At 45.9% G+C, this 22348-nt stretch carries 24 protein-coding genes; 15 read left to right on the top strand and 9 right to left on the bottom strand.

The window, feature by feature from the left end:
* The 6 genes from F8C67_RS03465 to F8C67_RS03440 all read left to right on the top strand — a co-directional run bounded on the left by F8C67_RS03465 (window position 1) and on the right by F8C67_RS03440 (window position 5459).
* Window positions 1–666, top strand: a complete 666-nt coding sequence (locus tag F8C67_RS03465) for an NUDIX hydrolase (RefSeq protein WP_151666398.1) — start codon at window positions 1–3, stop codon at window positions 664–666.
* A gap of 52 nt (window positions 667–718) precedes the next feature.
* Window positions 719–1495 carry a lysophospholipid acyltransferase family protein gene (locus tag F8C67_RS03460; RefSeq protein WP_151666397.1) on the top strand — a complete coding sequence of 259 codons (777 nt, stop codon included), beginning with the start codon at window positions 719–721 and terminating at the stop codon, window positions 1493–1495.
* 107 nt (window positions 1496–1602) lie between these two features.
* Complete coding sequence (locus F8C67_RS03455; RefSeq protein ID WP_151666396.1) at window positions 1603–2358, top strand: MbnP family protein; 756 nt, start codon at window positions 1603–1605, stop codon at window positions 2356–2358.
* A gap of 4 nt (window positions 2359–2362) precedes the next feature.
* Window positions 2363–3091: an MbnP family protein gene (locus tag F8C67_RS03450; RefSeq protein WP_151666395.1), complete on the top strand. Its 729-nt coding sequence runs from the start codon at window positions 2363–2365 to the stop codon at window positions 3089–3091.
* Window positions 3088–4065, top strand: coding sequence for a cytochrome-c peroxidase (locus F8C67_RS03445; protein WP_151666394.1), 978 nt, complete (start codon window positions 3088–3090; stop codon window positions 4063–4065). Before F8C67_RS03450 ends, F8C67_RS03445 begins: the two co-directional genes overlap by 4 nt.
* A 38-nt stretch (window positions 4066–4103) precedes the next feature.
* Window positions 4104–5459, top strand: coding sequence for a UDP-N-acetylmuramate--L-alanine ligase (locus tag F8C67_RS03440; RefSeq protein ID WP_151666393.1), 1356 nt, complete (start codon window positions 4104–4106; stop codon window positions 5457–5459).
* Window positions 5460–5505: 46 nt separating this feature from the next.
* Here F8C67_RS03440 and F8C67_RS03435 read toward each other — a convergent pair whose 3' ends face one another.
* From F8C67_RS03435 to F8C67_RS03410, 6 genes are all read right to left on the bottom strand, one after another.
* The gene (locus F8C67_RS03435; protein WP_151666392.1) at window positions 5506–6639 is read right to left on the bottom strand and encodes a thioredoxin family protein; all 1134 of its coding nucleotides are present in this window, start codon (window positions 6637–6639) and stop codon (window positions 5506–5508) included.
* A 9-nt stretch (window positions 6640–6648) separates the two neighbouring features.
* Window positions 6649–7170, bottom strand: coding sequence for a DUF3347 domain-containing protein (locus F8C67_RS03430; protein WP_151666391.1), 522 nt, complete (start codon window positions 7168–7170; stop codon window positions 6649–6651).
* 41 nt (window positions 7171–7211) lie between these two features.
* Window positions 7212–7508, bottom strand: coding sequence for a hypothetical protein (locus F8C67_RS03425; protein WP_170266344.1), 297 nt, complete (start codon window positions 7506–7508; stop codon window positions 7212–7214).
* Between the two features lie 79 nt (window positions 7509–7587).
* Window positions 7588–10194, bottom strand: a complete 2607-nt coding sequence (locus F8C67_RS03420; RefSeq protein ID WP_151666389.1) for a PAS domain S-box protein — start codon at window positions 10192–10194, stop codon at window positions 7588–7590.
* 84 nt (window positions 10195–10278) lie between these two features.
* Entirely contained in the window at window positions 10279–10824 is a 546-nt protein-coding gene (locus F8C67_RS03415; RefSeq protein ID WP_151666388.1) for a hypothetical protein, read from the bottom strand.
* Between the two features lie 107 nt (window positions 10825–10931).
* A complete protein-coding gene (locus F8C67_RS03410; RefSeq protein ID WP_151666387.1) occupies window positions 10932–11273 on the bottom strand; it encodes a hypothetical protein in 342 nt (113 codons plus the stop codon).
* Between the two features lie 187 nt (window positions 11274–11460).
* On the opposite strand from F8C67_RS03410, the gene pyrR reads away from it, so the two are divergent.
* The 6 genes from pyrR (at window position 11461) to F8C67_RS03380 (ending at window position 16247) form a co-directional block, all read left to right on the top strand.
* Complete coding sequence (gene pyrR, locus F8C67_RS03405; RefSeq protein ID WP_151666386.1) at window positions 11461–12012, top strand: bifunctional pyr operon transcriptional regulator/uracil phosphoribosyltransferase PyrR; 552 nt, start codon at window positions 11461–11463, stop codon at window positions 12010–12012.
* Window positions 12005–12955: an aspartate carbamoyltransferase catalytic subunit gene (locus F8C67_RS03400; protein WP_151666385.1), complete on the top strand. Its 951-nt coding sequence runs from the start codon at window positions 12005–12007 to the stop codon at window positions 12953–12955. Before pyrR ends, F8C67_RS03400 begins: the two co-directional genes overlap by 8 nt.
* 8 nt (window positions 12956–12963) lie before the next feature.
* The gene (locus F8C67_RS03395) at window positions 12964–13281 is read left to right on the top strand and encodes a hypothetical protein (protein WP_151666384.1); all 318 of its coding nucleotides are present in this window, start codon (window positions 12964–12966) and stop codon (window positions 13279–13281) included.
* An 84-nt stretch (window positions 13282–13365) separates the two neighbouring features.
* Window positions 13366–14133, top strand: coding sequence for a T9SS type A sorting domain-containing protein (locus F8C67_RS03390; protein ID WP_151666383.1), 768 nt, complete (start codon window positions 13366–13368; stop codon window positions 14131–14133).
* Window positions 14123–15058, top strand: a complete 936-nt coding sequence (locus tag F8C67_RS03385) for a ribonuclease Z (RefSeq protein WP_151666382.1) — start codon at window positions 14123–14125, stop codon at window positions 15056–15058. The genes F8C67_RS03390 and F8C67_RS03385 overlap by 11 nt, the downstream gene beginning before the upstream one ends.
* On the top strand, window positions 15051–16247 hold the full coding sequence (locus F8C67_RS03380; protein WP_151666381.1) for an MFS transporter: 1197 nt from the start codon (window positions 15051–15053) through the stop codon (window positions 16245–16247). Before F8C67_RS03385 ends, F8C67_RS03380 begins: the two co-directional genes overlap by 8 nt.
* 31 nt (window positions 16248–16278) lie before the next feature.
* Here the strand turns inward: F8C67_RS03380 and F8C67_RS03375 are convergent, their stop codons facing one another.
* Complete coding sequence (locus F8C67_RS03375; RefSeq protein ID WP_151666380.1) at window positions 16279–16806, bottom strand: plastocyanin/azurin family copper-binding protein; 528 nt, start codon at window positions 16804–16806, stop codon at window positions 16279–16281.
* Window positions 16807–16904: 98 nt separating this feature from the next.
* A complete protein-coding gene (rho, locus tag F8C67_RS03370; protein ID WP_151666379.1) occupies window positions 16905–18539 on the bottom strand; it encodes a transcription termination factor Rho in 1635 nt (544 codons plus the stop codon).
* Between the two features lie 213 nt (window positions 18540–18752).
* Here rho and F8C67_RS03365 point away from each other — a divergent pair, with 213 nt between their 5' ends.
* The gene (locus F8C67_RS03365) at window positions 18753–19157 is read left to right on the top strand and encodes a DUF4293 domain-containing protein (RefSeq protein WP_151666378.1); all 405 of its coding nucleotides are present in this window, start codon (window positions 18753–18755) and stop codon (window positions 19155–19157) included.
* On the opposite strand, the gene F8C67_RS03360 is transcribed toward F8C67_RS03365, so the two are convergent.
* The gene (locus F8C67_RS03360; RefSeq protein WP_151666377.1) at window positions 19154–19660 is read right to left on the bottom strand and encodes a metallophosphoesterase family protein; all 507 of its coding nucleotides are present in this window, start codon (window positions 19658–19660) and stop codon (window positions 19154–19156) included. The genes F8C67_RS03365 and F8C67_RS03360 overlap by 4 nt on opposite strands.
* Before the next feature lie 26 nt (window positions 19661–19686).
* Between F8C67_RS03360 and truA the strand changes: the two genes are divergently transcribed.
* Both truA and F8C67_RS03350 read left to right on the top strand, forming a co-directional pair.
* Complete coding sequence (truA, locus tag F8C67_RS03355; protein ID WP_151666376.1) at window positions 19687–20478, top strand: tRNA pseudouridine(38-40) synthase TruA; 792 nt, start codon at window positions 19687–19689, stop codon at window positions 20476–20478.
* A complete protein-coding gene (locus F8C67_RS03350; RefSeq protein ID WP_151666375.1) occupies window positions 20471–22303 on the top strand; it encodes an ABC transporter ATP-binding protein in 1833 nt (610 codons plus the stop codon). Before truA ends, F8C67_RS03350 begins: the two co-directional genes overlap by 8 nt.
* Window positions 22304–22348: the final 45 nt, after the last annotated feature.

Genomic DNA, 22348 nt, shown 5'->3' with positions numbered 1-22348 from the left:
GTGAATCGTTCAGAAATATTGAATCACACCCGCCTTTTGCAAGTGATGCAGGAGGCGGGTTCTTTCTCGTTGCCCGGACAAGATGCCCAGTATAGAGCCGTTCCTCCAAATCGGCCTAGAACGAGTTTGCAAGAGGCTCGAGAGAATCCCGATGCCCGGAATGCTGCCGTCCTTGCCTTGCTTCATCCAATACAGGACGAGACGCATGTGGCACTTATTCGACGGAACACTTACCCTGGAGTGCATTCAGGTCAGATTTCATTTCCTGGCGGAAAGGTAGAAGACTCAGACAGCGATTTAATTGAAACAGCTATTCGGGAAACTCACGAAGAAGTAGGTGTGTCAGCCGACAATTACTCGGTTTGGGGTGAGTTGACCCAAGTCTACATACCTCCCTCTAGATTTTTGGTCCAACCCGTTGTTGGCCTAGCAAAGCACGAATTGCAGTTTGTGCGTGAAGAACGAGAAGTAGAGGAGATTTTGCACGCACCTCTATCGCTGTTCACAAATGAAAACTCACTGGTGATGGAGAAGTTGGACGTGGGAGGCTTCAATATTGAGGTTCCTGTATTCAAATGGAACGGACACATCATCTGGGGGGCGACTGCGATGATGTTGAGTGAGCTTGGAACGCTCATCAACTCTATATCAGAGAGTTCCAGCTAAAACTTCCTGCTATCTGAAGATGTGTATCTTTGGCACCTTCAGAACGACCCCCATGAAGTTGAACCCTTTCAGTCAGGATACATTTGGAAATAACCTTCTCATCAAGCGGGTTATCATCTTTTTGTTCGGCTCTATCACGTGGTATCGATTTAATATCGCCAACAAGACCGTGGTGGAGGGAACCGAGAATCTGGCAGAGTTACCACCCAACAAGGTGCTTTTTGTGAGTAACCACCAGACCTATTTCGCCGATGTATCTGCCATGTATCAGACCTTCAACCACGTGAAGTGGAAGAAGTACAATAGAATCAATTCAATTTGGACGCTCCTAGCTCCTAAACTGAACGTTTATTTCATCGCCGCAAAGGAAACCATGAGCGCAGGTATTCTGCCAAGACTAATGGCCTACGCGGGTTCCGTATCCATCAAAAGAAGTTGGAGAGAGGCTGGGAAAACGGTAGACAGAGGAGTGGATCCAAAAGACATCGAAAAAATCCGATCAGCCATCAATAGCGGTTGGGTGATTACCTTTCCACAAGGTACTACACGTCCGTTTGTGAAGGGGAGAAGGGGTACCGCGCATCTCATCAAGGAAATTGAACCTATCGTCATTCCGGTTGTAGTTGATGGTTTCAGAAGAGCCTTTGACCGCAAAGGTTTGCTCATGAAGAAGAAGGGTACAACCTTGAATTTGAGATTCAAAGAGCCCTTGGATATCGACTATTCCGCAGACGCACAATCCATCATGAAACAAATCATGGATGCCATTGAGCAAAGCGATGAATTCAACATCGTGAACCAATTGAGCTTGGTTCCAGAGGAGATTTAACTCATTCAGACTCTCTCTAACTCATTGATACAAGGCGATGTGATATTCGTTACACATCCGCGTTAGTACTTTTAATATCTTGCTACTTCAAAACACAAATACTCGAAATGAGAAAGTTCGCACTCGCCACTTTAGCACTTAGTACGCTCTTCCTTGCCTCTTGTGAGGAACAAAGCCTCGTTCCAGAAGATCAACGCAACATGGACAACAGAAACGTTGAGGCCTGGGTGTTTACCTATTGGGGTGGAGCTGATTTGAAAAAGGATTCAATTTATACCTTGAATGACGCCCAAATCAAAATCGAAAATATCCGACTTGCCTTCTCGAATTATGAGTTTTCTCTTTCCACTGGAGATACAGTAAACGCTGATACATCCTACGGCGTTACATCGCTCAGTAGCGTAGATCACAAAGTGGGGTTACTTCCTGGTGGAACGTACACAGGCGAGCATCAATTGCTTCTTGGCTTCGACAGCGCAACGTACTACATGCCGTATACGGACGCTCCAGACGTACTTCTTCAGAACGATATCTATCGCGGTACCGAAGGGTATAATCACATGGTTATTCGCGGCAAGTATCGACTACTCAATGATACCGTGAATCTCACTCCACACCTTGATTTTTCATACCGACTTGCAGGAGACGACTTCAATATCCTGTTTGAAAAACCAATGAGCTTTTCAGTGACGGCGAACAATCCGGTTACCATCTTCTTTAATTTCAATGTGGATGTGTTGTTCCAAGGAGGATTGTCTCCCGCCATTATCGACGAAATCACTTCGAATCCAAATAACAACGATGATTGGTTAGCCTCTCAATTCCTATTCGGCAATTTAGAGCAAGCCCTCACGTTGGATTAGCATCATGAAAAAGATACTCGCAACACTTGTACTCGCAAGCCTGCTACTCACAGGCTGTAAAGATGATCCTGAACCGGGGTCAATGATGGTTCGTTTCAGTATGAACCAAAATGGAGAAGCTGTTAATCTGAATGAAACGTTCGGAACAGACAGTGTTGCGGCGCTTCGAATCGAAGCTTTGAAGTTTTACATCTCGTCATTGAAACTCAATGGCCATGGTCAGCTTGCTGCTGTGGAAGTCGTAGATTTCTCTGAAGGTCGAGTTGATTTTACCTTTAACAACATTGAAGCTGGAAGCTATTCCGGTTTGAATTTCACTCTTGGTCTTTCCGAAGACCAGAACGCGAGCAACCCGATTGATTATGCTACGGGTCATCCACTAAGCGCCTCATGGGGCCTATATTGGAGTTGGGCGATGAAATACCGCTTTGTCCTTCTCGAAGGGCGCGGCGCTACAGATGGCACTATCGATGGTTCATCTTCGGATTTCTTCATTGCCCTGCATCCCGGTGCTGATGGCCTTTCACAATACGTGAACTTGGACCAAGGAATCACCGTATCAGAAGGCACAACCGTCATTTACGATGTTGCAATTGATGTTGATGAGCTCTGGGATGGTCCAGGTGGATACATCGATTTGCCTAATGAGAATCAATCGCACACCACCCCAAGCGATTATTACTTAGCTGAGAAGTTCATTGAGAATTTCGCTGCCGCTATGCACAAGAGATGAGAATCTTGCTCGGGATTAGCCTAGTACTAGGACTTTCCCAATGTTCCAATCCTCAAGAGTATTTGCCTGAACCCCATCCGATTGATGTAAAGGCTGATTTAGACGAAGCTGCGCAAATTGGAGAGTTTCTATTCTCTTCACCTATGCTCAGTCTAGATTCCACTATATCCTGTTCTAGTTGTCACATTCCACAGTTTGCTTTTGCAGATTCTGCACGAGTGAGCTCAGGAGTTCATGCGCAAGCAGGCTTCCGCAATTCGCCATCGCTTTTCAACGTAGCTTATAAGAAGCACTTCTTTGCAGAAGGCGGGGTAGAGGGACTCGAACGTGCGACTTTAGCACCTATGCTCACCAATTTCGAAATGAGCTTGCAGGCTCCAGAATTGATGAGCCGAATTGCTTCAAACGAGACGCTCCATTCAAATTTTGTTGAGGTTTTTGGGGAGGATTACGACTATGCTCACGTGGTTCGCGCATTGGTCGCGTATCAGTTCACGTTGCGGAGTACCGATTCAAAGTACGACCGCATCATGATGAATGTCGAAACTCCCGACTCACTATGGCTAGCGGGTAAGGAGTTGTTCGAGTCAGATCGGTTAGATTGTAGTCGCTGCCACGCTGGTCCGCTTCAACGAGACACACTGTACCACGACCTAGGCCTTCCGACTGATACCGTCATCGAAGGAGGCCCAGATTACGGACGAGGCAGGCTTACGCACAACCCGGAGGACTTTTTTCACTTCCCAACTCCCTCACTCCGGAACGTTGAACTCACCGGCCCGTACATGCACGACGGTTCTATTCCAACATTGGATAGCGTCATTCGTTTTTACGAGGCGGGAGGAGGGCCTAGAGAAACGAATAGCTTGAGGGTGAGCTTCGAGCTAAATGACCGAGAAAGGGAAGCGTTGATGGCATTTTTAACCTCACTCACCGGAGAAGAAGCAAGAAAGCTGAATCTCTCGGGAAATTAAGCCCATCACCTTATCTTCGCAGGAGAAATCTTTTCCACATGCGCGTACATTTTATTGCCATCGGAGGAAGTGCCATGCACAACCTAGCTCTAGCTCTCAATGAAAGAGGAGATGTTGTAACCGGCTCCGACGATGAAATCTTCGAGCCAAGTAAATCTCGACTTCAGAAAGCAGGACTACTTCCAGAAAAAATGGGATGGGATGCGGAGAGAATTACCTCGGATCTAGAGGCAGTGATTTTGGGTATGCACGCGCGAGAAGACAATCCCGAACTCCTTAAAGCCAAGGAACTCAACATCCCAATTTATTCCTATCCGGAGTATCTGTTTGAACGCACAAAGGACAAGACACGCGTAGTGATTGCAGGAAGTCACGGTAAGACTACGATCACCAGTATGATCTTGCATGTACTTCACTATCACGACAGGCATGAAGACTATATGGTTGGTGCCCAATTGGAGGGGTTCGATACCATGGTTTCACTTGAGGCCGATACTGATTTCGCCGTTCTCGAAGGCGATGAATACCTGAGCTCACCCATTGATAGACGTCCAAAGTTTCATTTATACCATCCCAACATTGCGCTACTAAGCGGCATAGCTTGGGATCACATCAATGTGTTTCCTACGTTCGACGATTATCTCGATCAGTTTAGAATATTCCTGACTACGATGGAGCGCGGCGGTGCCCTTGTTTACAATGCAGACGACCCCGTTGTGAAGAAATTGGTAGAAGAAGATAAGACCGAGATCAAGAAGTTTGCATACCACAAGCCATCTTATCGAGTGGAGGGTGGTAGCTGCATTTTGGAAACACCTTTTGGGGATGTTCAGTTACAAATCATTGGCGAGCACAACTTGTTGAACCTTGAAGGTGCGCGTTGGATTTGCTTGGAGATGGGTATTCAAGAGGATGAATTTTATGAGGCTATCGCCTCGTTTACCGGTGCAAGCAAGCGACTTGAGCCCTTGGCTGAGTCCTCCAACGTACGCGTTTTCAAAGACTTCGCACACGCTCCTAGTAAAGTAAAGGCAACCGTTTCGGCAGTTGCAGAAACCTATCCTGATAGCAAGGTTGTGGCGTGCTTGGAGCTACATACCTTCTCAAGTTTGAATCCGGATTTTCTTCCAGGCTACGCTGGGAGCATGGATAATGCTGATGAAGCATTCGTGTATTTCAATCCAAAAGCTGTGGAGCACAAAAAGCTTCCACCACTTGACGAAGAGATTGTATCGACAGCATTTGGAAGAAGCGACATCCAAGTCTTGACGCAGTCTGATGCAGTACTTGATCGCTTGAAGTCTGAGAAGGCGGAATCTACCGTATACTTGATTATGAGTTCGGGTAATTTCGACGGAGCGGACCTGAAGGATTGGGCCGATCAATTGAAATAAAAAAGGCCGGCACATTGGCCGACCTTCAGAGTGTTTTGCATTAGAATTACTCAGCCATAAGCGTGAGCAGCTCTTCTGAGGATTTCATTTCACCCCCGTTTTCAGCAATGGCACGTTGAGCTTGTTCCTTGGCCTCTTCAGTTTCACCAGCGCGATATAGAAGCCATGCAAAAGTGTCAATGTGGTTAGGGTCTACATTATCACCTTCAACGACGGCAGCCATAATCTCGGTAGCTGTCTTGCATGATTCACGATCTTGGCACTCTTCCTCTACAAGGGTCCAAAGTGTGCTATTGATATACTCGTCGCTCACTTCTTGCTCTTCCACTAGGGTGGCTAAGGTTTCTATGAACTCGTTCCACATCTTTTGCTTTCCGTACCAGTCCACCATGTAGGCGAGTCGATTTTCATTCGCGTTAGGGACATTCGATTCTGCCCATTCTAGCGCTGCAAAGAGTGATTCTTCCGTTTCCGCTCCTCGAATCTTCGCGTATAAGATGCTTTCCTTTAATCGGGTTACGTTGCTTTCACCGTAAAGCATCTCATATTTTTCAAAATGCGGTTCAATGCGGGCCATCATAGCGTCATCCATGTAATAAATACCGCGTTGAACAACAGACCATGCAACTTCATCGGTCATGTTGCCATGCTCGTCAAACCAAGCCGTTAGATCTTCCTTTTGAGGAAAGCCCACTTGCGCTAGACGGTAGCGTGAACGGATGAAATCTGGGAACACTGGTGAGCCTTGAAGTGGGTCGTATCCAAGCGTTTCCCAGCCTTCCTTTAGATCTTCTTGAAGCTTATTGAGATATTCTTCCTTGTCTTTAGTGTATCCCATGTAGCGAATTTCCTTAGGGGATTCTGCATTAGGGTCGTAAACCACTACGGTTGGATAACCCATGGGACGGAATCTTAATGCAACTTCGGCTCCAGCGCTTTCTGCGTTGAGCTTCACAGGCACGTAATTCTCATTGATGAAAGCTGAGATTGTCGGATCGACAAAGTTTGTACTATCCTGAACCTTGCACCACACACACCAATCTGTATAGAAGTCGATAAAGAGTGGTTTTTGTTCTGCTTTAGCTTGTGTTACGGCCTCTTCCCAATTACTGGTAAAGTTCACCTCTTGAGCCATTCCGAAGAGGGGGATGAACAATGCGAGTGCAAGTATCTTTTTCATGATAGTGGATTATAGTTCTTCGTCAACACGACCGCATTTAAGCATCATGTCGCCGAAATATGGATTGAGGATGTCTTCCTCTTCCGCAAGCCAGTATGCGCCATCATTGTTGAAGGCCATCGGGCAGTATTGTCTGTAGATTGGACGTCCGTGTCCTTCCTTCTTTAAGTAGATATAGAAGTTGTCTGAAATCACTTCGAATGCTGAACGCTGCACATCCAGGTTTGATGTCATACTTAGAGAGTCGGAAGCGATGCGAATTACGCCGAGTAGTGAGTCTGATTCTGAAAGCTCTACGATTTGCGAGCTTAGTGAGGTAGCTGCCTGTGCACTCTTTTCAACGTCAGATTCAACCAGTGCATTTTTGAGTTCCATATACGCAGTTACTGCGGCCGAAGTTGCGTGATTGTCTACTACAGGCTCCTTTTCAGCCGTGGCTTGTGTTTCCTGCTGAGTGTCTTTCGATTCTGGTTTAGAATTACAGGAGGCCATGAAGAAGGCTAGAAAAGCGAGTGGTAGGAATAGTTTCATGCGTTTTGTCTTTTGCTCAAAGGTAGTGCGCAAGCTTCAATCTAAACGACAATTGGCGCTTCTGTGCTAATTATTATTCCTTCGTTCAACACGAGTTGTTGCTTCTCGTTGTATTGAGCGTTTGGAATAACCTCTGGATAGTCGAATTGATGAAGTTCTAAATCGGACTGTGGAGTAGGGCGCGAGTCGCGCTCAGCGGCAGGTGCTTCTTTGATCACATTACAGTCGGGCGACTGGATTTGAGATTCACATTGGTTACCTACTGAATTCCAACTCAGCAGTGCCCCAATGATGAGGGTACTAGCAAGAGTCAGTTTCATAGCGGTTTTGAGAAGCATGTAACAAGTTTAAAGAATTCCGCTCACTTCCAATGAGTTGAGTGTGTCAAATGCATGTTAAAAGTGTGAATCCACACAATTACTCTTCTACCAACGCAGACTGACGGATGATTTCGTGAACCATTTCATCTAGCTCACTTGTAGCCTTGTGCATGTATTTGATGATATCTGCATTCATTGGGTTTGCGGTGTCTTTTGCGTCGAATAGCTCTAATAATCCAAGAATAGAGCTGACCGGCTTTCTGAGTTCATGCGAAAGGATGAACGCAATCTTCTTGAGGTTTTCATTCTGCTGAATAAGCCTCGCATTGATGGCGCGCTCCATAGTGATATCCGTAGCCAGAGCCATGAACCTCGTAATTTCACCGTTTTCTCGGATTGGGCTTATGCTCATACGCACCCAATACGTGCTTTTATCCTTTCGGTAGTTCAAGATTTCGGTGGTGACGTCTTCGCCATTCTTTACGGCATTAGACATTGCTTCTATGGCTTTTGGACTTGAGTTTTCACCCTGGAGAATTTGCCCGGGCTTGTGTCCAACAAGTTCTGGTAGTTCATAACCAGTAAGTTCTTCAAATGCCTTATTCACCCATTCAATCTTTCCTTCTGGGTCAGTGATAATCAAGCCTACTGAAGAACGACTTACCGCAAGAGAAAGTGTTTCATTCTCCTTTCTTGATTTCACTAGTTCGTCAATATCTTGAATTGAGCCTACAGCCCTGACGGCATTATCCTCTTCGTCACGAATGAACAGACCACGGTCGTTCACCCAAACATACTCGCCATTGGATTTTCTGAAACGATACTGACTTGACCAGCTATTAGAACTCGAGGAAAGAGCTTTGTCGAAGGTTTCAACAGCCTTTTGCTGATCTGCTGGGTGAACCCTTTCGCCCCACCAATCCAGGTCTGTTTCAGTGAGATCGTAACCGTAGGAGGATTTTAATCCTGTGCTCCAAGTCAGCTTATCGCTATTTACCACATAATCCCAAATGGCATCTTTGGTAACTGCGGCGATAATATTATATCTCTCAATCTCTTTATCGAGCGCAATTTTTTGAGCCTCCTGTTCGGTCACATCTTGAGCGAAACATGCTGCACCAATAATGTTATTATCGCTATCGCGGATGGGGGATCCATTAAAGGTCACCAAGTCTACACCTAGGCCTAAAATACTTACATCATAGGTTCCTTGAACATGTTCTCCTCTTAGCATTCTATCGTACGAACTCTTGAATAGGTGATAAAGATTTTCATCCCCTTGCTCTGTGAGTACGGTGTTTCCTGGAGAAAGATCGCCGCCGCCAATTTTCTCGCCAGCATCGCGTATTGACTTGTTGCTTGTTAGAATGATATAATTTGTATCGATTGACCAAATGAAATCACGAGTGTTGTTAATGAGTGATTGGAGATTGGCTTCATTTTTCTCGATAGCCAACTTGCTTTCTTTATTCTTTGAAACATCTCGATACAGCACGGCCATTCCATCATCAAACGGTACTGCGCTAATCTCTAGCCACATGTCGAAGAACGGATTATACGCCTCGTATTGTCGGAGTTGATTGTCAGCAAGCGCCTTTGGAATCTCGATGGAGGAGACTGTGCTCTGCCAGTTCGGTATTACCTCGGAAATAGGTTTTCCAATGAGTTCATCCGGACTTGCTTTCAAGAGTTCAGCAAAAGCGTTGTTTACGAGTTCGACATTCAGCTCTTTATCAAGGATGAAGAAACCATCCTTGATGCTGTTCAAGATTACATTTATTCGGGTTTCATTCTTTTGGAATGCTGACTTAACCGCATCGAGTTCAGCTTCGTCTCGTCCGAGGCCTTGAAGCCCTTTGACCTTTCCGTCTTCATCAAGAATGGCTATGTATTCCCAGGTTGTACGTACAAAACCACCTTTTCCGTCGTGCTTGCGAAGTGAGGCAGGAACCATCCGGCTTGGTGAAGCCATGCATTGCTGGCCTACTTCAATACACTTTTGAATATCATCGGGGTGAACCGTTTCGGTGTAGGACATTCCTACGAAGTTCTTATTGATGTGTTTGAAGGCGTTTTGGTAGGATTCGTTGACGAATTCGTAGATCCCATCCATATTCACGCGGATCAGATATGCACGGTCACTCTTCACTAGTGCGTTGTACAATCGTTCCCGTTGTTGCAGCGCATTTTTGAGTTCTTCGCGCTCAGTGACGTCATGAATTGAGATAATCAAGGCATCCTCACCTTGGTAAACGAGCTCATTGATTTTTAAATCTACCGTATACTTCCTACCGCTTTGGGCAACATGTCGGTCGGTACCTGCACTAAGATCTTTTTCAGAAATTCTTACGGCATCAATCGAGCCTCCAACTAGCTCATTTTTGGGATATTCATAAAACGTGACGGCGGCTGGGTTCAGGTCTAGAATCACGCCATCTTGAAGTCGAATAATGATGATGGGTTCCGGGCTGTCGTTAAAAAGCTTGCGATAGCTCTTCTCGGAAGTCAGGAGTTTGTATTGGTAGTTGCGGACTAGTAGGTAGATGATGACAGCAATGATCATTACGAAAAGAGTGCCCTTAAAGGCAGCGTCGTAATGAAAGTGCGGCTCATCCGATTGGATATACAGCAAAAAGTCACTACCCCAAATCCAAATAATCCCGAAGGCAAATGTTATCAGAGCGGTTTTTCCGGCAGGTCTCATGTTAGGTTGTCGTGAGTCTAACACTGAATTTACGCATTCATTTCCTCACAACCCTTTCTCGTAAATATTTTCTGACAAAAAATGTTAGAAGCGGTAACCTGTTCCAATGGCAAGGGAGGTGAAGGTTTGCACGTTACTTTCGAAAGCGACATTGAATTCTAGAGTGAGTAACCAATCGCCTAGTCTTTGTTCGTAACCCGCTCCGAGAACGGGGTAGAATCCAGATCTACGCTCACCATCTACTGCTACAATAACGCCGTTCTGCTCTTCTAACTCCGTGTAAAAGTGAGATCCATATCGTGCTCCAGCGGTGAATTTAACGTCATATGGCGATTTCAATCCGTACAATCGACCGATGAGATTGAGTCCAACTCCCCAACGCGATGCGTGGTTTCCAATGTAATCCGTAGGGTGATGAAGTGAAGTGTTCAAATGAACGTCGGCCCCAAAGTGATTCATAAAGGAGTATTCATATGCTGCACCAGCGTAGCCACCGACCTTATCGATATCGCTGAAGATGGTCATTCCCAAATCTAAGCGAACAAGCTGGCGGGCTGGAGAGTAATTCAAGCCTTGAGCGAAGGATAGGAGTGAAGCAGAGGAGAGCAATAGAGTGAATAGAAATCGCATATGTTGTGGTTTGTGTCTTATTTGAAACGAAGATAACACTCCAAAAATATGACCAAATAAAAAAGTCGCCACAATGGGCGACTTCCAATCTGTTCAGAGCCGTTTTTCTATCGCTTGGATAGACCTTCACCGCTTTGTACTTCGCGAACTTCAGTTTGCATGGCTTCAGAGTTGTCCTGTCCTTTTTCAACAGCCTTCTCAACTTCTTCCATTGTTTCTTCAACTTCGTTTGCTGGCTCTTCAGAAGACATGTCTTCAGCATCGTCAGCATGGTCAGCGTGATCCGCGTGATCTGCGTGATCTGCATGATCAGCTTCCATTTCAGTTCCTTCGTTTTCAGCCTGCATTTCAGTTTCTGGAGTCGTTTCTTCTCCTCCTTCTGAACCTGCATTGTTACAAGCTACGAGCATTCCCGCTACGGCAAAAATTGCCAACCACGTTTTTTTCATGTGTGAAAAGATATAAGAGTTCATCTCCTCAAAGCTACACTTTTACTTGTAAAGTTTGATTTCTCCGACAGCGGTCTCCAGTATTTTTTCTTTTTTGAAACCACCTGTTTTTCATTATCCCATCTCAACCCTAGTAGATAAATTTCAAATTGCGGATACATTTATTTCTATCTTCGCCAGCGGAACTATGATTACGAAGAATCTAATAGGCCCTAAGGAAATTGACGTCATCCTCAACAGGCTGGCCTGCCAACTCGTTGAGAACCATTCCGATTTCGAGAATACCGTTCTTATTAGCCTTCAACCGCGCGGTTTACCACTACTCTCCAGACTTTCAGATATCCTCAAGTCACAGTACGGCATTTCAGATATTCCTACTGGCAGACTGGATACCACTTTTTATCGCGACGATTTTCGTCGAAGAGATTCTCCCTTAAAGGCAAACCAAACAAGAATCGACTTCCTCATCGAAGGCAAGCGTGTGGTTTTTGTGGATGATGTGCTCTTTACCGGAAGATCTATCCGAGCAGCATTGGATGCAGTGCTTTCTTTCGGACGCCCTTCCGAAATCGAACTTCTCGTTCTTGTAGACCGAAGATTTAGCAGAGAACTTCCTATTCAACCCGATTATGTGGGTCGACAAGTCGACTCCATCGCCTCTGAGCGAGTACTTGTAGAATGGGATGATACAGATGAAATGAACCGAGTTTCTATCGTTCAAAGTAGAAATGATGAGTGAGCTGAGCGTAAGCCATTTACTGGGAATTAAGGACGTCACTGCCGACGACATCCAACTCATTTTTAAAACGGCCGACCAGTTCAAAGAGGTGATTAATCGCCCTATTAAGAAGGTTCCTTCCCTCAGAGATATTACCATTGCCAATCTGTTCTTTGAGAATAGTACCAGGACACGATTAAGCTTTGAACTCGCCGAGAAGAGGCTTTCCGCAGATGTTGTGAATTTTTCTGCATCATCGTCCTCTGTTTCAAAAGGAGAGACACTGATTGATACCGTAAATAACATCCTTTCGATGAAAGTCGATATGGTGGTTATGCGTCACCCTAACCCTGGTGCTGCACAGTTTCTCAGTAAACATATCGACGCAGCCATTGTGAATGCAGGCGACGGAACACACGAACATCCCACGCAAGCATTGCTCGACGCCTATTCTATCCGCGAACGTCTAGGAGATGTCAATGGCAAGAAAGTCGTAATTGTGGGAGACATCCTTCACTCAAGAGTAGCACTTTCCAACATTTTCTGCCTTCAGAAGTTGGGAGCCGAAGTGATGGTATGCGGACCGTCCACACTTCTACCGAAGTACATTCACACGCTGGGCGTGAAGGTGGAAACGGATCTAGACAAAGCCCTTGCATGGTGCGATGTGGCGAACATGCTTCGAGTTCAGCACGAAAGAATGGACATCAAGTATTTCCCGAGCATTCGCGAGTATACGATGCAATATGGGGTAAACATGGAGCGACTAAAGCGCCTAGAGAAGCCTATCACGATCATGCACCCTGGGCCGATTAACCGAGGAGTTGAAATTACTTCTGAAGTTGCTGACTCAGAACAAGCACTTATTCTACAACAAGTAGAAAACGGTGTGGCAATTCGAATGGCCGTATTATATTTATTGGCTAATAGAGGAGTACGTTCCTCAGAAGAACAATCTAGCTGACGCTCAATATGTCTTTCAAGTTCGAAATCAAGGATTCTATTCTCGTCTTCCGTTTTGGGGGCGACGAGTTTGGAGCATCTGATGTAGACCAACTCCGCGCGCTTCTCAAGAAGCAAGAACCTCAGAATTGCTTTATCAACCTCAAAACTCCCGAGGTAATTGAAGACCCCGAAGAACTCGAGGCTGTTCAAGATGAATGGTTTGAAGAGGGACACGCCATGGTTTTCATCATGCGAGGTGCACACCATTTTCTATTCAGTGAAGAATGCATAATGGTGGAATCTCATCAAGAAGCCCTCGATTGGCTTTCAGAAAACGAGGAATAATTTTCATAAAGTTTGGCAAAAGCGGATTTGACCGTCACTTCAGCGCGTATTTAATACGTACATTTGATTAGTTAAGATCGCTTTATGAAAAAACTCTACACCACTCTCTTTGCACTCGGAATAACACTCGCATCCTATGCGCAGTGTACTCCAAACCCACCAACCACTTCCCCAGGTATTTATCCTTCTGCCGGAGGTTCTGTGAAGAACGACACGATTTATGTGCTTCCTTCCGTGAATTTCAACAGAAGCTATTCACACACCCTACATATCGTTGTACCAAGTGATACCACGATTGCCTTTGGAGGCGGTACTATTACGGCAGATATTGATTCCATGCGCGTTTTAGGCGTTCGCAACATGCCCTCTTGGTTAAACTACGCCTGTGACAATGGCAATTGCTCTTGGCCAGGTGGTGCCGACGGATGTTTCATCTTCTCAGGTACGTCACCAAGCGCAACAAGCACAGTGCTCATGGAGGCTGATATTGAAGCCTTCGCTAACCTCGGTCAGTTTGGCTCAATTTCAGACACCTTCTCTGTGTACATTGAACTCACCGTTGATGCCAGCGTGAGCTTGATCGAAAACCTTATCACCGAGCCAGTTGTAGGACCAAACCCTGCACAAAGTCATGTGCGTGTGAAGTTTGAAACGACTACTGCACGTCAGTGGAAGTTCGAGTTGATGGATATCACAGGTCGCGTAGTTACGCGTAAAACAGGTATGTCAACTGCAGGAACAAACAACGTTCAAATCAACCGCGAAAATTGGCCAGAAGGCATGTATCTCTACAGATTCAGTGTAAACGGAAAGGTGCATACCGGCCGTTTGATTGTAAGAGATGGCCTTTGAGTTAATCATTCTCGGCTGCGCCTCAGCCACACCTACTTCAGAACAGTATACAACAAGTCAGCTGCTCACCATGCGTGAGCAGCTTTTTTTGATTGATTGCGGTGAGGGAGTTCAACAGCAGCTTCGTAGGCATAGAGTTAAAACGGGCCGGATCAATCACATCTTCATTAGTCACCTCCATGGGGATCATTACTTCGGACTGGTTGGATTAATCTCTAGCTTTCACCTGCAACGCAGAAAGAAAGAGCTCCATATTTATGGCCCAAAACCTCTAGAAGAAATTATTCATGTTCAGCTGAAGGCATCAAAAACATGGTTGACATATCCTCTTGTGTTTCATGTTACCAATCCAGATAAAGCAGAATTGGTAGCGGAAACGAATAAAGTTGAAGTGTACTCCATTCCGCTCATCCACGGAATTGCCACTACTGGGTTCAAGTTTATAGAAAAGCACAACCCGAGGAGTATAGATAGAGATGCGGTTGAGAAATACGGAGTTCCTAAGCATGAAAGGGCTGCTGTTCAGCGCGGCATGGACTGGGAGAATGAACAAGGGGAGGTCATCCCCAATGCGAAACTGACTGTGGATCCACCGAGACCTCTTTCGTATGCATTCTGGTCGGATACCTGCTATAACCCTGATAAGGTAGAAGAGATTTCGGAAGTTGATGTGCTTTATCACGAGGCTACATTTACTCAGGCTGAGAGAGATCTCGCTACTCAAACCAAGCACAGCACAGCTGGCGATGCCGCACAAATCGCCCATGCAGCACAGGTACGCTGCCTGATTCTAGGTCATTATTCCTCGAGATATCCAAATCGTGATGTACATTTGGCGGAGTCGAAGCAATACTTCCAAAACGTCATTGCTGGACACGATAACATGCGCATTCGCGCGGACCACCAAAGCATAGAAGTTGTTTAAGAACAAGGGAATCCTAATTATCATTCTGACGGTCTTTGTAGACCTGATTGGTGTTGGACTCATAATCCCCATTCTTCCTGTCTATGCCGAAAACCAGCTTGAACTTTCTGAGAGCCTCATCGGAATTATCATCGGGATTTTTTCCCTCATGCAATTCTTGTTTGCGCCTTTACTTGGTGGACTTAGCGATCGCATAGGTCGACGTCCCGTGATTGTGATTACCGCTACGATCACCGGAATTAGTTACTTGGTCTTTAGCCAAGCTACTACCTTACTTTTATTACTAGTAGCACGAGGCCTGGGCGGTATTGGCGGTGCAAACATCGGTGTTGCACAAGCGTATATCAGTGATGTGGTTGCGCCAGAGAACAGAAAGCGAGCCTTTGCATACATCGGTGCCGCATTCGGATTAGGCTTTGTTATTGGGCCTTTCTTGGGTGGAGTTATTTACGAGTCGCTCGGATTCTCATGGGTGGGATACATCGCTGCCGGAATTTCATTTGCCAATGTTCTTTTGGCTTGGAGATTCCTGAAAGAGCCTGAAAATGTGAAGAGAGATGTGAATAGGCCGCTTTTCAAGAACCCTATAATGGAGATCATTCGCGCTTCAAGAACACGCGCCATTGGCGGTTTGATGCTCATTACCTTCGTCTTCATGTCAGCGTTTGCCATGATGCAAGCCATGGCGGCATTGCTTTGGGAAAATATCTACAATCTGACAGAGAAAGAGGTCGGGTATATGTTCGCCTTCATCGGTAGTGTGGCCTTCATCATTCAAGGAGGCTTTATAGGCTGGTTTCAGAAGCGTTTGTCCGATAAGAGACTCTTGGTTTACGGTATCATACTCGTAGGTGTAGGTCTCTCTGGCCTGAGCCTCGTTCCAGAAGAATATTTCATTCCGTACGAGTTCTTCTTCATCATTTGTATGTCTCTCGGAATGGCCTTCTTCACACCAACCATGAGTTCTTTGCTCTCTACTTTATCAAGTAGTTCTGAACAAGGAACAATCTTGAGCGTGAATCAAGGAGTATCATCACTTGCGCGAGTGGTTGGACCTTTTGTAGGAGGACTCCTTTACGAGATTCACTATCAAACTCCTTTTGTGTCAGGTGGAATCACTATGGCATTTATCGCGCTCGCTACGTTCTTCTTCCTCAGTGGTGTAAAAGAAAAAAGCCACGCTGAGTAGCGCGGCTTTTGATTTTGCTTGAAGCGAAGATTTACTTCACTATCATCTTACCATTCATAATTCCTACGTGACCAGGGAATGTGCAAGCGAACTTGTAGATCCCGGCACTTGGAGCTTTGAATTCGATGGTTTCAGATTCTCCAGGACCGATAATCGAAGTGAATGCAATTACATCGCTTTCCTTACCTGGTACCTGGTATCCATTGTCCTTGTGATTCAAGGCTTCTGATGCGTATGCATTAGCGTCAACGCCCTTTGCGAACAACGTCCAGTTGTGGCCCATTTGCTCAACCGGCAACTCTCCAACATTTTTGAGTGTCAAGCGAACGGTCTGACCAGCAGAGGCCTCGATGAGGTCCATGTTGAACTGCATTTGGTCATTTCCTTCGATGGTCACTTCAAGCACCTCGGAGGTTGTTTCCGCCGGAGTGTCTGGAGTTTCTTCTGTCGGTGGAGGTGGTGGTGGAGTAGTTTCTTTCGAGTCTCCATCGCCGCCGCATGATACAGCTAAGGCGCTGATTGCTAGAATGCTAATTGATGAAATTACGTAACGTCTCATATTGTGTGAACTTAGGTTTTGAAACTGCTAAATGCTGTTATAAAGGTAACGTACAACTGCACTTCATGTTCAAAACTAAGCGCTCAATTTTGAGACAATTATCCGTTCATACTGATGAGGAACTCTTCGTTGTTTTGAGTCTTTGACATTCGATCGTGCATGAATTCCATTGCCTCCACTGGAGTCATGTCGGCCAAGTGGCGACGTAAGATGTACATGCGACCAAGGACGTCAGGATTCAGCAACATATCTTCTTTACGTGTGCCAGACGACATGAGGTCGATGGCAGGGTAAATACGACGGTTAGAAATCTTACGGTCGAGCTGCATTTCCATGTTACCCGTACCCTTGAATTCTTCGAAGATCACCTCATCCATCTTAGAGCCGGTATCAATTAGAGCCGTAGCAAGAATGGTAAGTGAACCACCGTCTTCAATATTACGAGCTGCACCAAAGAAGCGCTTAGGCTTGTGCAATGCATTGGCATCCACACCACCCGAAAGTACTTTTCCTGATGCTGGGGAAACGGTATTGTACGCTCGAGCTAGACGAGTAATGGAGTCGAGAAGAATGATCACATCATGTCCACATTCCACCATTCGCTTAGCTTTCTCAAGAACGATATTGGCTACACGAACGTGTCGGTCTGCCGGTTCATCAAAGGTTGATGCCACTACTTCGGCATTCACACTTCTGGCCATGTCGGTAACTTCCTCCGGACGTTCGTCGATGAGAAGAATAATCATGTAAGCCTCAGGGTGATTGGCTGCAATGGCGTTTGCAACTTCTTTGAGTAGAGTGGTCTTACCTGTTTTAGGTTGAGAAACGATAAGTCCACGTTGTCCTTTTCCGATTGGGGAGAAGAGGTCGATAACTCTCGTGCTCAAGGTTCCCTTTCTCGCTGTAATATCGAACTTCTCATTCGGGAAGAGAGGAGTGAGGTGTTCGAAAGCTACGCGATCTCGCACGTAATCTGGCTCACGGCCATTGATCTTGGCGATTTGAGTAAGGGGGAAATACTTTTCGCCTTCTTTAGGTGGACGAACCTGACCTCGTACGGTATCACCAGTTTTCAAGCCAAACAATTTGATTTGGCTTTGTGAAACGTAAACGTCGTCTGGTGAGTTGAGGTAATTGTAGTCGGAAGAACGAAGGAATCCATATCCGTCAGGCATAATTTCTAGTACGCCTTCAGTTACAATGATTCCATCAAACTCGTATTCAGGACGCTTTGGTTTGCGATCGTTCTGATTGCGATTTTGATTTCTGTTCTGGTTTTGATCTTGATTTCGGTTTCGGTTTTGATTCCGATTATCGTTCCGATTTTCGTTGCGGTTGTCGTTGCGATCGCGGCGATCGTTCTGACGGTTACGGTCGTTGTTATCGTTGTTGTTCTGGTTGTCGCGACGTTGGCGTTGCTGTCGGCGGTCGTTGTTTTGCTGGCCGCCTTGGTCGCTATTATCGCTATTCTCCTTGTTCTCGCCTTCTTCAGATGATGGAGCTTGCTTTCTTGGTCGGCGTTCGCGTGAGTTTTCACGAGGAGCTTCAGGGGTTGACTCACTTGGGGTTGAATCAGACTTAGGGGCAGCCTCGCCCGCTGGTTTATCGCCTCCTACAATGGCTTCAATGAGCTCTGGCTTACGCATGTAGCGCGCCTTAGGAATATTCAATGCGATGCCAATTTCCTTGAGTTCAGGAAGTTTCTTTTCTGCTAAATCAGCTTTTGTGTACATGTGCACTCGTTGTAAAACGAAAAAATGTGATGGGATATCAATGGACTCAACCTTCTTACGAATGATGCAGAATGCACGGAGAAGGGGGAGTAAATTTAATTTGTGGAATGGTGTGTCGACAGGGACACCTTGCAATTATACGATAAAATCAGTCTTATTGGTTATTGGCGAACGATTTTTTGACAACTTTGCCATCAAATAGAAATCTGAGAAATGCTACAACGTATTCAATCCGTTTATATGCTACTCTCGGCCCTCGCTATGTCGGCCGGCATGTACTTTCTACCTGTTTATCTCGTGAATGAAACGTCTGTCTACCTCAAGGAAGACGGGCTGCTTCTCATGATGTCTGGACTATGCGCCGGCATCAGCATTGCCAACGTATTCAATTTTAAGAATAGAAGACTTCAAGTCGTTCTCAATAGAATAGCTATCATCCTCTCCTTCGTCCTTTTTGGGCTTCTCATGTGGGATTGGATCGGTCAACCTGAAGATGTAGTTGTAACTGGAAAGCTGGGCATGGCTATGCCGTTGATCAACGTTATCCTAATTGTACTCGCCAATCGCGGTATCCAGAAGGATGAACTTCTTGTTCGCTCCGCAGATCGACTTCGTTAATCGATTTTTCCCCTTGGTCCTAATTCGATAACCTCCAGGTTATCTACTTTGCCGTTCTCAACAGTGAAGCGAAGCATCGTGCGCATTTTGTGAAATCCATGAATGCCCGCGGCTCCAGGGTTCATGTGGAGAAGATTAAATCGCTTGTCCATTTGAACCTTCAGAATATGGCTGTGCCCTGTGATGAATAATCCGGGCTTCTTCACCGACATCAGTTCAGTAATGCCTGGAGCATATCTTCCGGGATATCCTCCGATATGCGTTATCCATACCTTGAGTCCCTCTACCTCGAACTCATTGTGCAATGGCCATTCTGCACGCGCCTTCTGGTTGTCAATGTTTCCATACACCGCCCTTACTTTTGACACTTCTTTGAGGTCGTCGGTAACTCTCAAGTCGCCAATATCCCCAGCATGCCACACTTCATCAGCCTTACTGGCATGGTGAAGAATGCGCTCGTCGAGGTAACTGTGCGTATCCGAAAGAAGTAGTATGCGTTTCACGTCGGGCTTTATGTACTTTTGCACGAATGTCCGAAACTACAAACAAACCAAAGGCGCACAGGTACTTCGTAGAACTTTCGTTCGACGGATCAAACTTCAAGGGGTGGCAAGTACAGCCGAAAGACCGCACAGTTCAGGGAGAATTGATTGAGGTATTTTCGAAATTCTTCCGAGAAGAGGTGTACGTCATTGGAGCGGGACGGACAGATACGGGAGTTCACGCGACGCACATGGTGGCGCACTTCGAACTAGACGCTCGAATTGAATCTACGGAAGATGCGCTGTACAAGTTGAATCGCTTCCTCACTACAGAGATTGCCTTGAAACGCTTGTACGAAGTCAACTTGGAAGCTCATACTCGATTTTCGGCAACCGAACGAGCCTATGTCTATCGAATTGCCAGGGTGAAGAATCCCTTCTCGGTTGGACAAGCCTGGTCGTTTCAGAGAGACCTCAATTTATCAGCAATGAAAGAAGCTGCGGCTATGTTGCTTGAATACAGCGATTTTGCCTGTTTTTGTAAGGCTGATGCCGATGTTAAGACTACCTTATGTGATGTTCGTGCGGCTTATTGGGAACAAGTAGGCGACGAATGGGTTTTTCACATTCGGGCGGATAGATTCCTGAGGAACATGGTACGTGCCATTGTAGGCACGCTCGTAGAAGTAGGAGAGGGGAAGCATACCCTTCAACAGTTTAAAGAAATATTGGAATCGGGAAATAGAAATGAAGCAGGTGTGTCTGCTCCCGCAGAAGGGTTGTACCTTTCTGAGGTCATATATCCCGATTCAATTACGGATAACATAATTCATGGCTGATAAAGTAAGCGGCAAGGCGTTTGACCTTAAATTATTCCGACGCGTACTCACGTACGTGGCTCCATACAAGAAGATTTTCTGGGGAGCATTTAGCATCACGCTACTACTCGGTGCCTTGAGTACCACACGCCCGATTCTTACGCAAAGGGCAATCGATAATTACATTCTTGAAGGCGATGAGGTCGGTTTGCTCAACATCACCCTTTTGATTTTTGCAGTACTTGTTGCTGAATCAATTTTCCAGTTCCTATTTACCTATGCGGCGAATTATCTCGGACAATCCATTATCCGCGATATCCGAATGCAACTCTTCGATCGCATTACACGCTTCAAGCTCGGTTTCTTCGATAAGACGCCAATAGGCACGCTTGTAACGCGCGCAGTAAGTGATATTGAAACCATTGCCAGCATCTTCGCTGAAGGTGTGCTCGTCATCTTTGGCGATTTGTTCAAGATTATCGTCATGGTGTTCGCCATGTTCTGGTTCTTCGATGTGAAGTTGGTATTGATATCCCTATCGGTAGTTCCCGTGCTGTACATCGCTACTCGTTGGTTCCAAAAGGCAATTAAAAAGACCTTCTCCGATGTCAGAAACGAAGTAGCTGCGCTGAACGCTTTCGTACAAGAGCATATATCTGGTATGAACGTCGTGCAGATGTTTAACCGCGAGAAGGCCGAAATGGATAAGTTCAAGGTTATCAATAACCGTCACCGCAAAGCGAATATTCGCTCCATTTGGTATTTCTCCATTTTCCTTCCGCTCATCGAAATTTTGTCGGCCATTAGCATCGGTTTGGCAATGGGCTACGGCGGCTGGGCTGCAATCAACAGCATTGACTCATGGACACTTCAACAAGGCTTCTACAAGATGATGGGGTGGGATACGTCACAATTCAACGATTCGATTACGATTGGTACGTTGCTCGCGTTCATCATGTTCATCAACGCCCTCTACCGTCCGCTTCGTCAGCTTGCCGATCGATTCAACACCCTGCAAATGGGTATGGTGGCGAGTGAGCGCGTGTTGAAGCTTTTGGATAGAGAAGAAGCTCTAGAGCCCGAAGGGAAATCTGAAGTTCACGAGGTAAATGGCCGAATAGAGTTTAAAGACGTCCATTTCGCGTATGTTCCGGATGAACCAGTGTTGCGCGGAGTAAGCTTTAGCGTAGAGCCAGGGGAAACACTGGCCATTGTAGGCGCCACAGGAGCTGGTAAATCTACAATCATCAGTCTGTTGATGGGATTCTATCCATACCAAAAAGGAAGTGTATCCCTTGATGGTACAGAGATTACCGACCTAAAGCTGGAAAACCTCAGATCTCACTTTGCGCTTGTTCTCCAAGATGTATTCTTGTTCAGCGACAGCATTTATAACAACATTACCTTGAGGGAAGATATCCCAATGGAGCATATAGTGGATGCCGCGAAGAAGATCGGCGTGGACGAGTTCGTTCGTCAGCTTCCAGAGGAATACGAGTACAATGTGAAAGAGCGCGGACAAATGATTAGCGCGGGTCAACGTCAGCTTTTATCCTTCCTTAGAGCCTATGTAACCAATCCTCCTATTCTTATTCTTGATGAGGCTACGTCAAGTATCGACAGCCATACCGAGCAGTTGATTCAGAATGCCACCGACCTGATCACAGAAGGTAGAACGAGCATAGTGATTGCCCACCGATTGGCGACAATCCAAAACGCGGATAAGATACTCGTGATGGACAAAGGCAAGGTGGTAGAAGAAGGTAAACACGATGAGCTCTTGGCAAAAGGAGGGTATTACGCCCGACTTTATGAAATGCAATTTAAGGAGCGCGAAGCCTCGTAAATACTAGCTAAATACCAAAAGTGCCTGATTATCAAGGCACTTTTT

The sequence above is a fragment of the Phaeocystidibacter luteus genome, from assembly GCF_008933115.1.
GTDB lineage: Bacteria > Bacteroidota > Bacteroidia > Flavobacteriales > Schleiferiaceae > Phaeocystidibacter > Phaeocystidibacter luteus.
The sequence above is the reverse complement of the archived record's forward strand: the minus strand, read 5'-3'. Positions and strand labels throughout refer to the sequence as shown.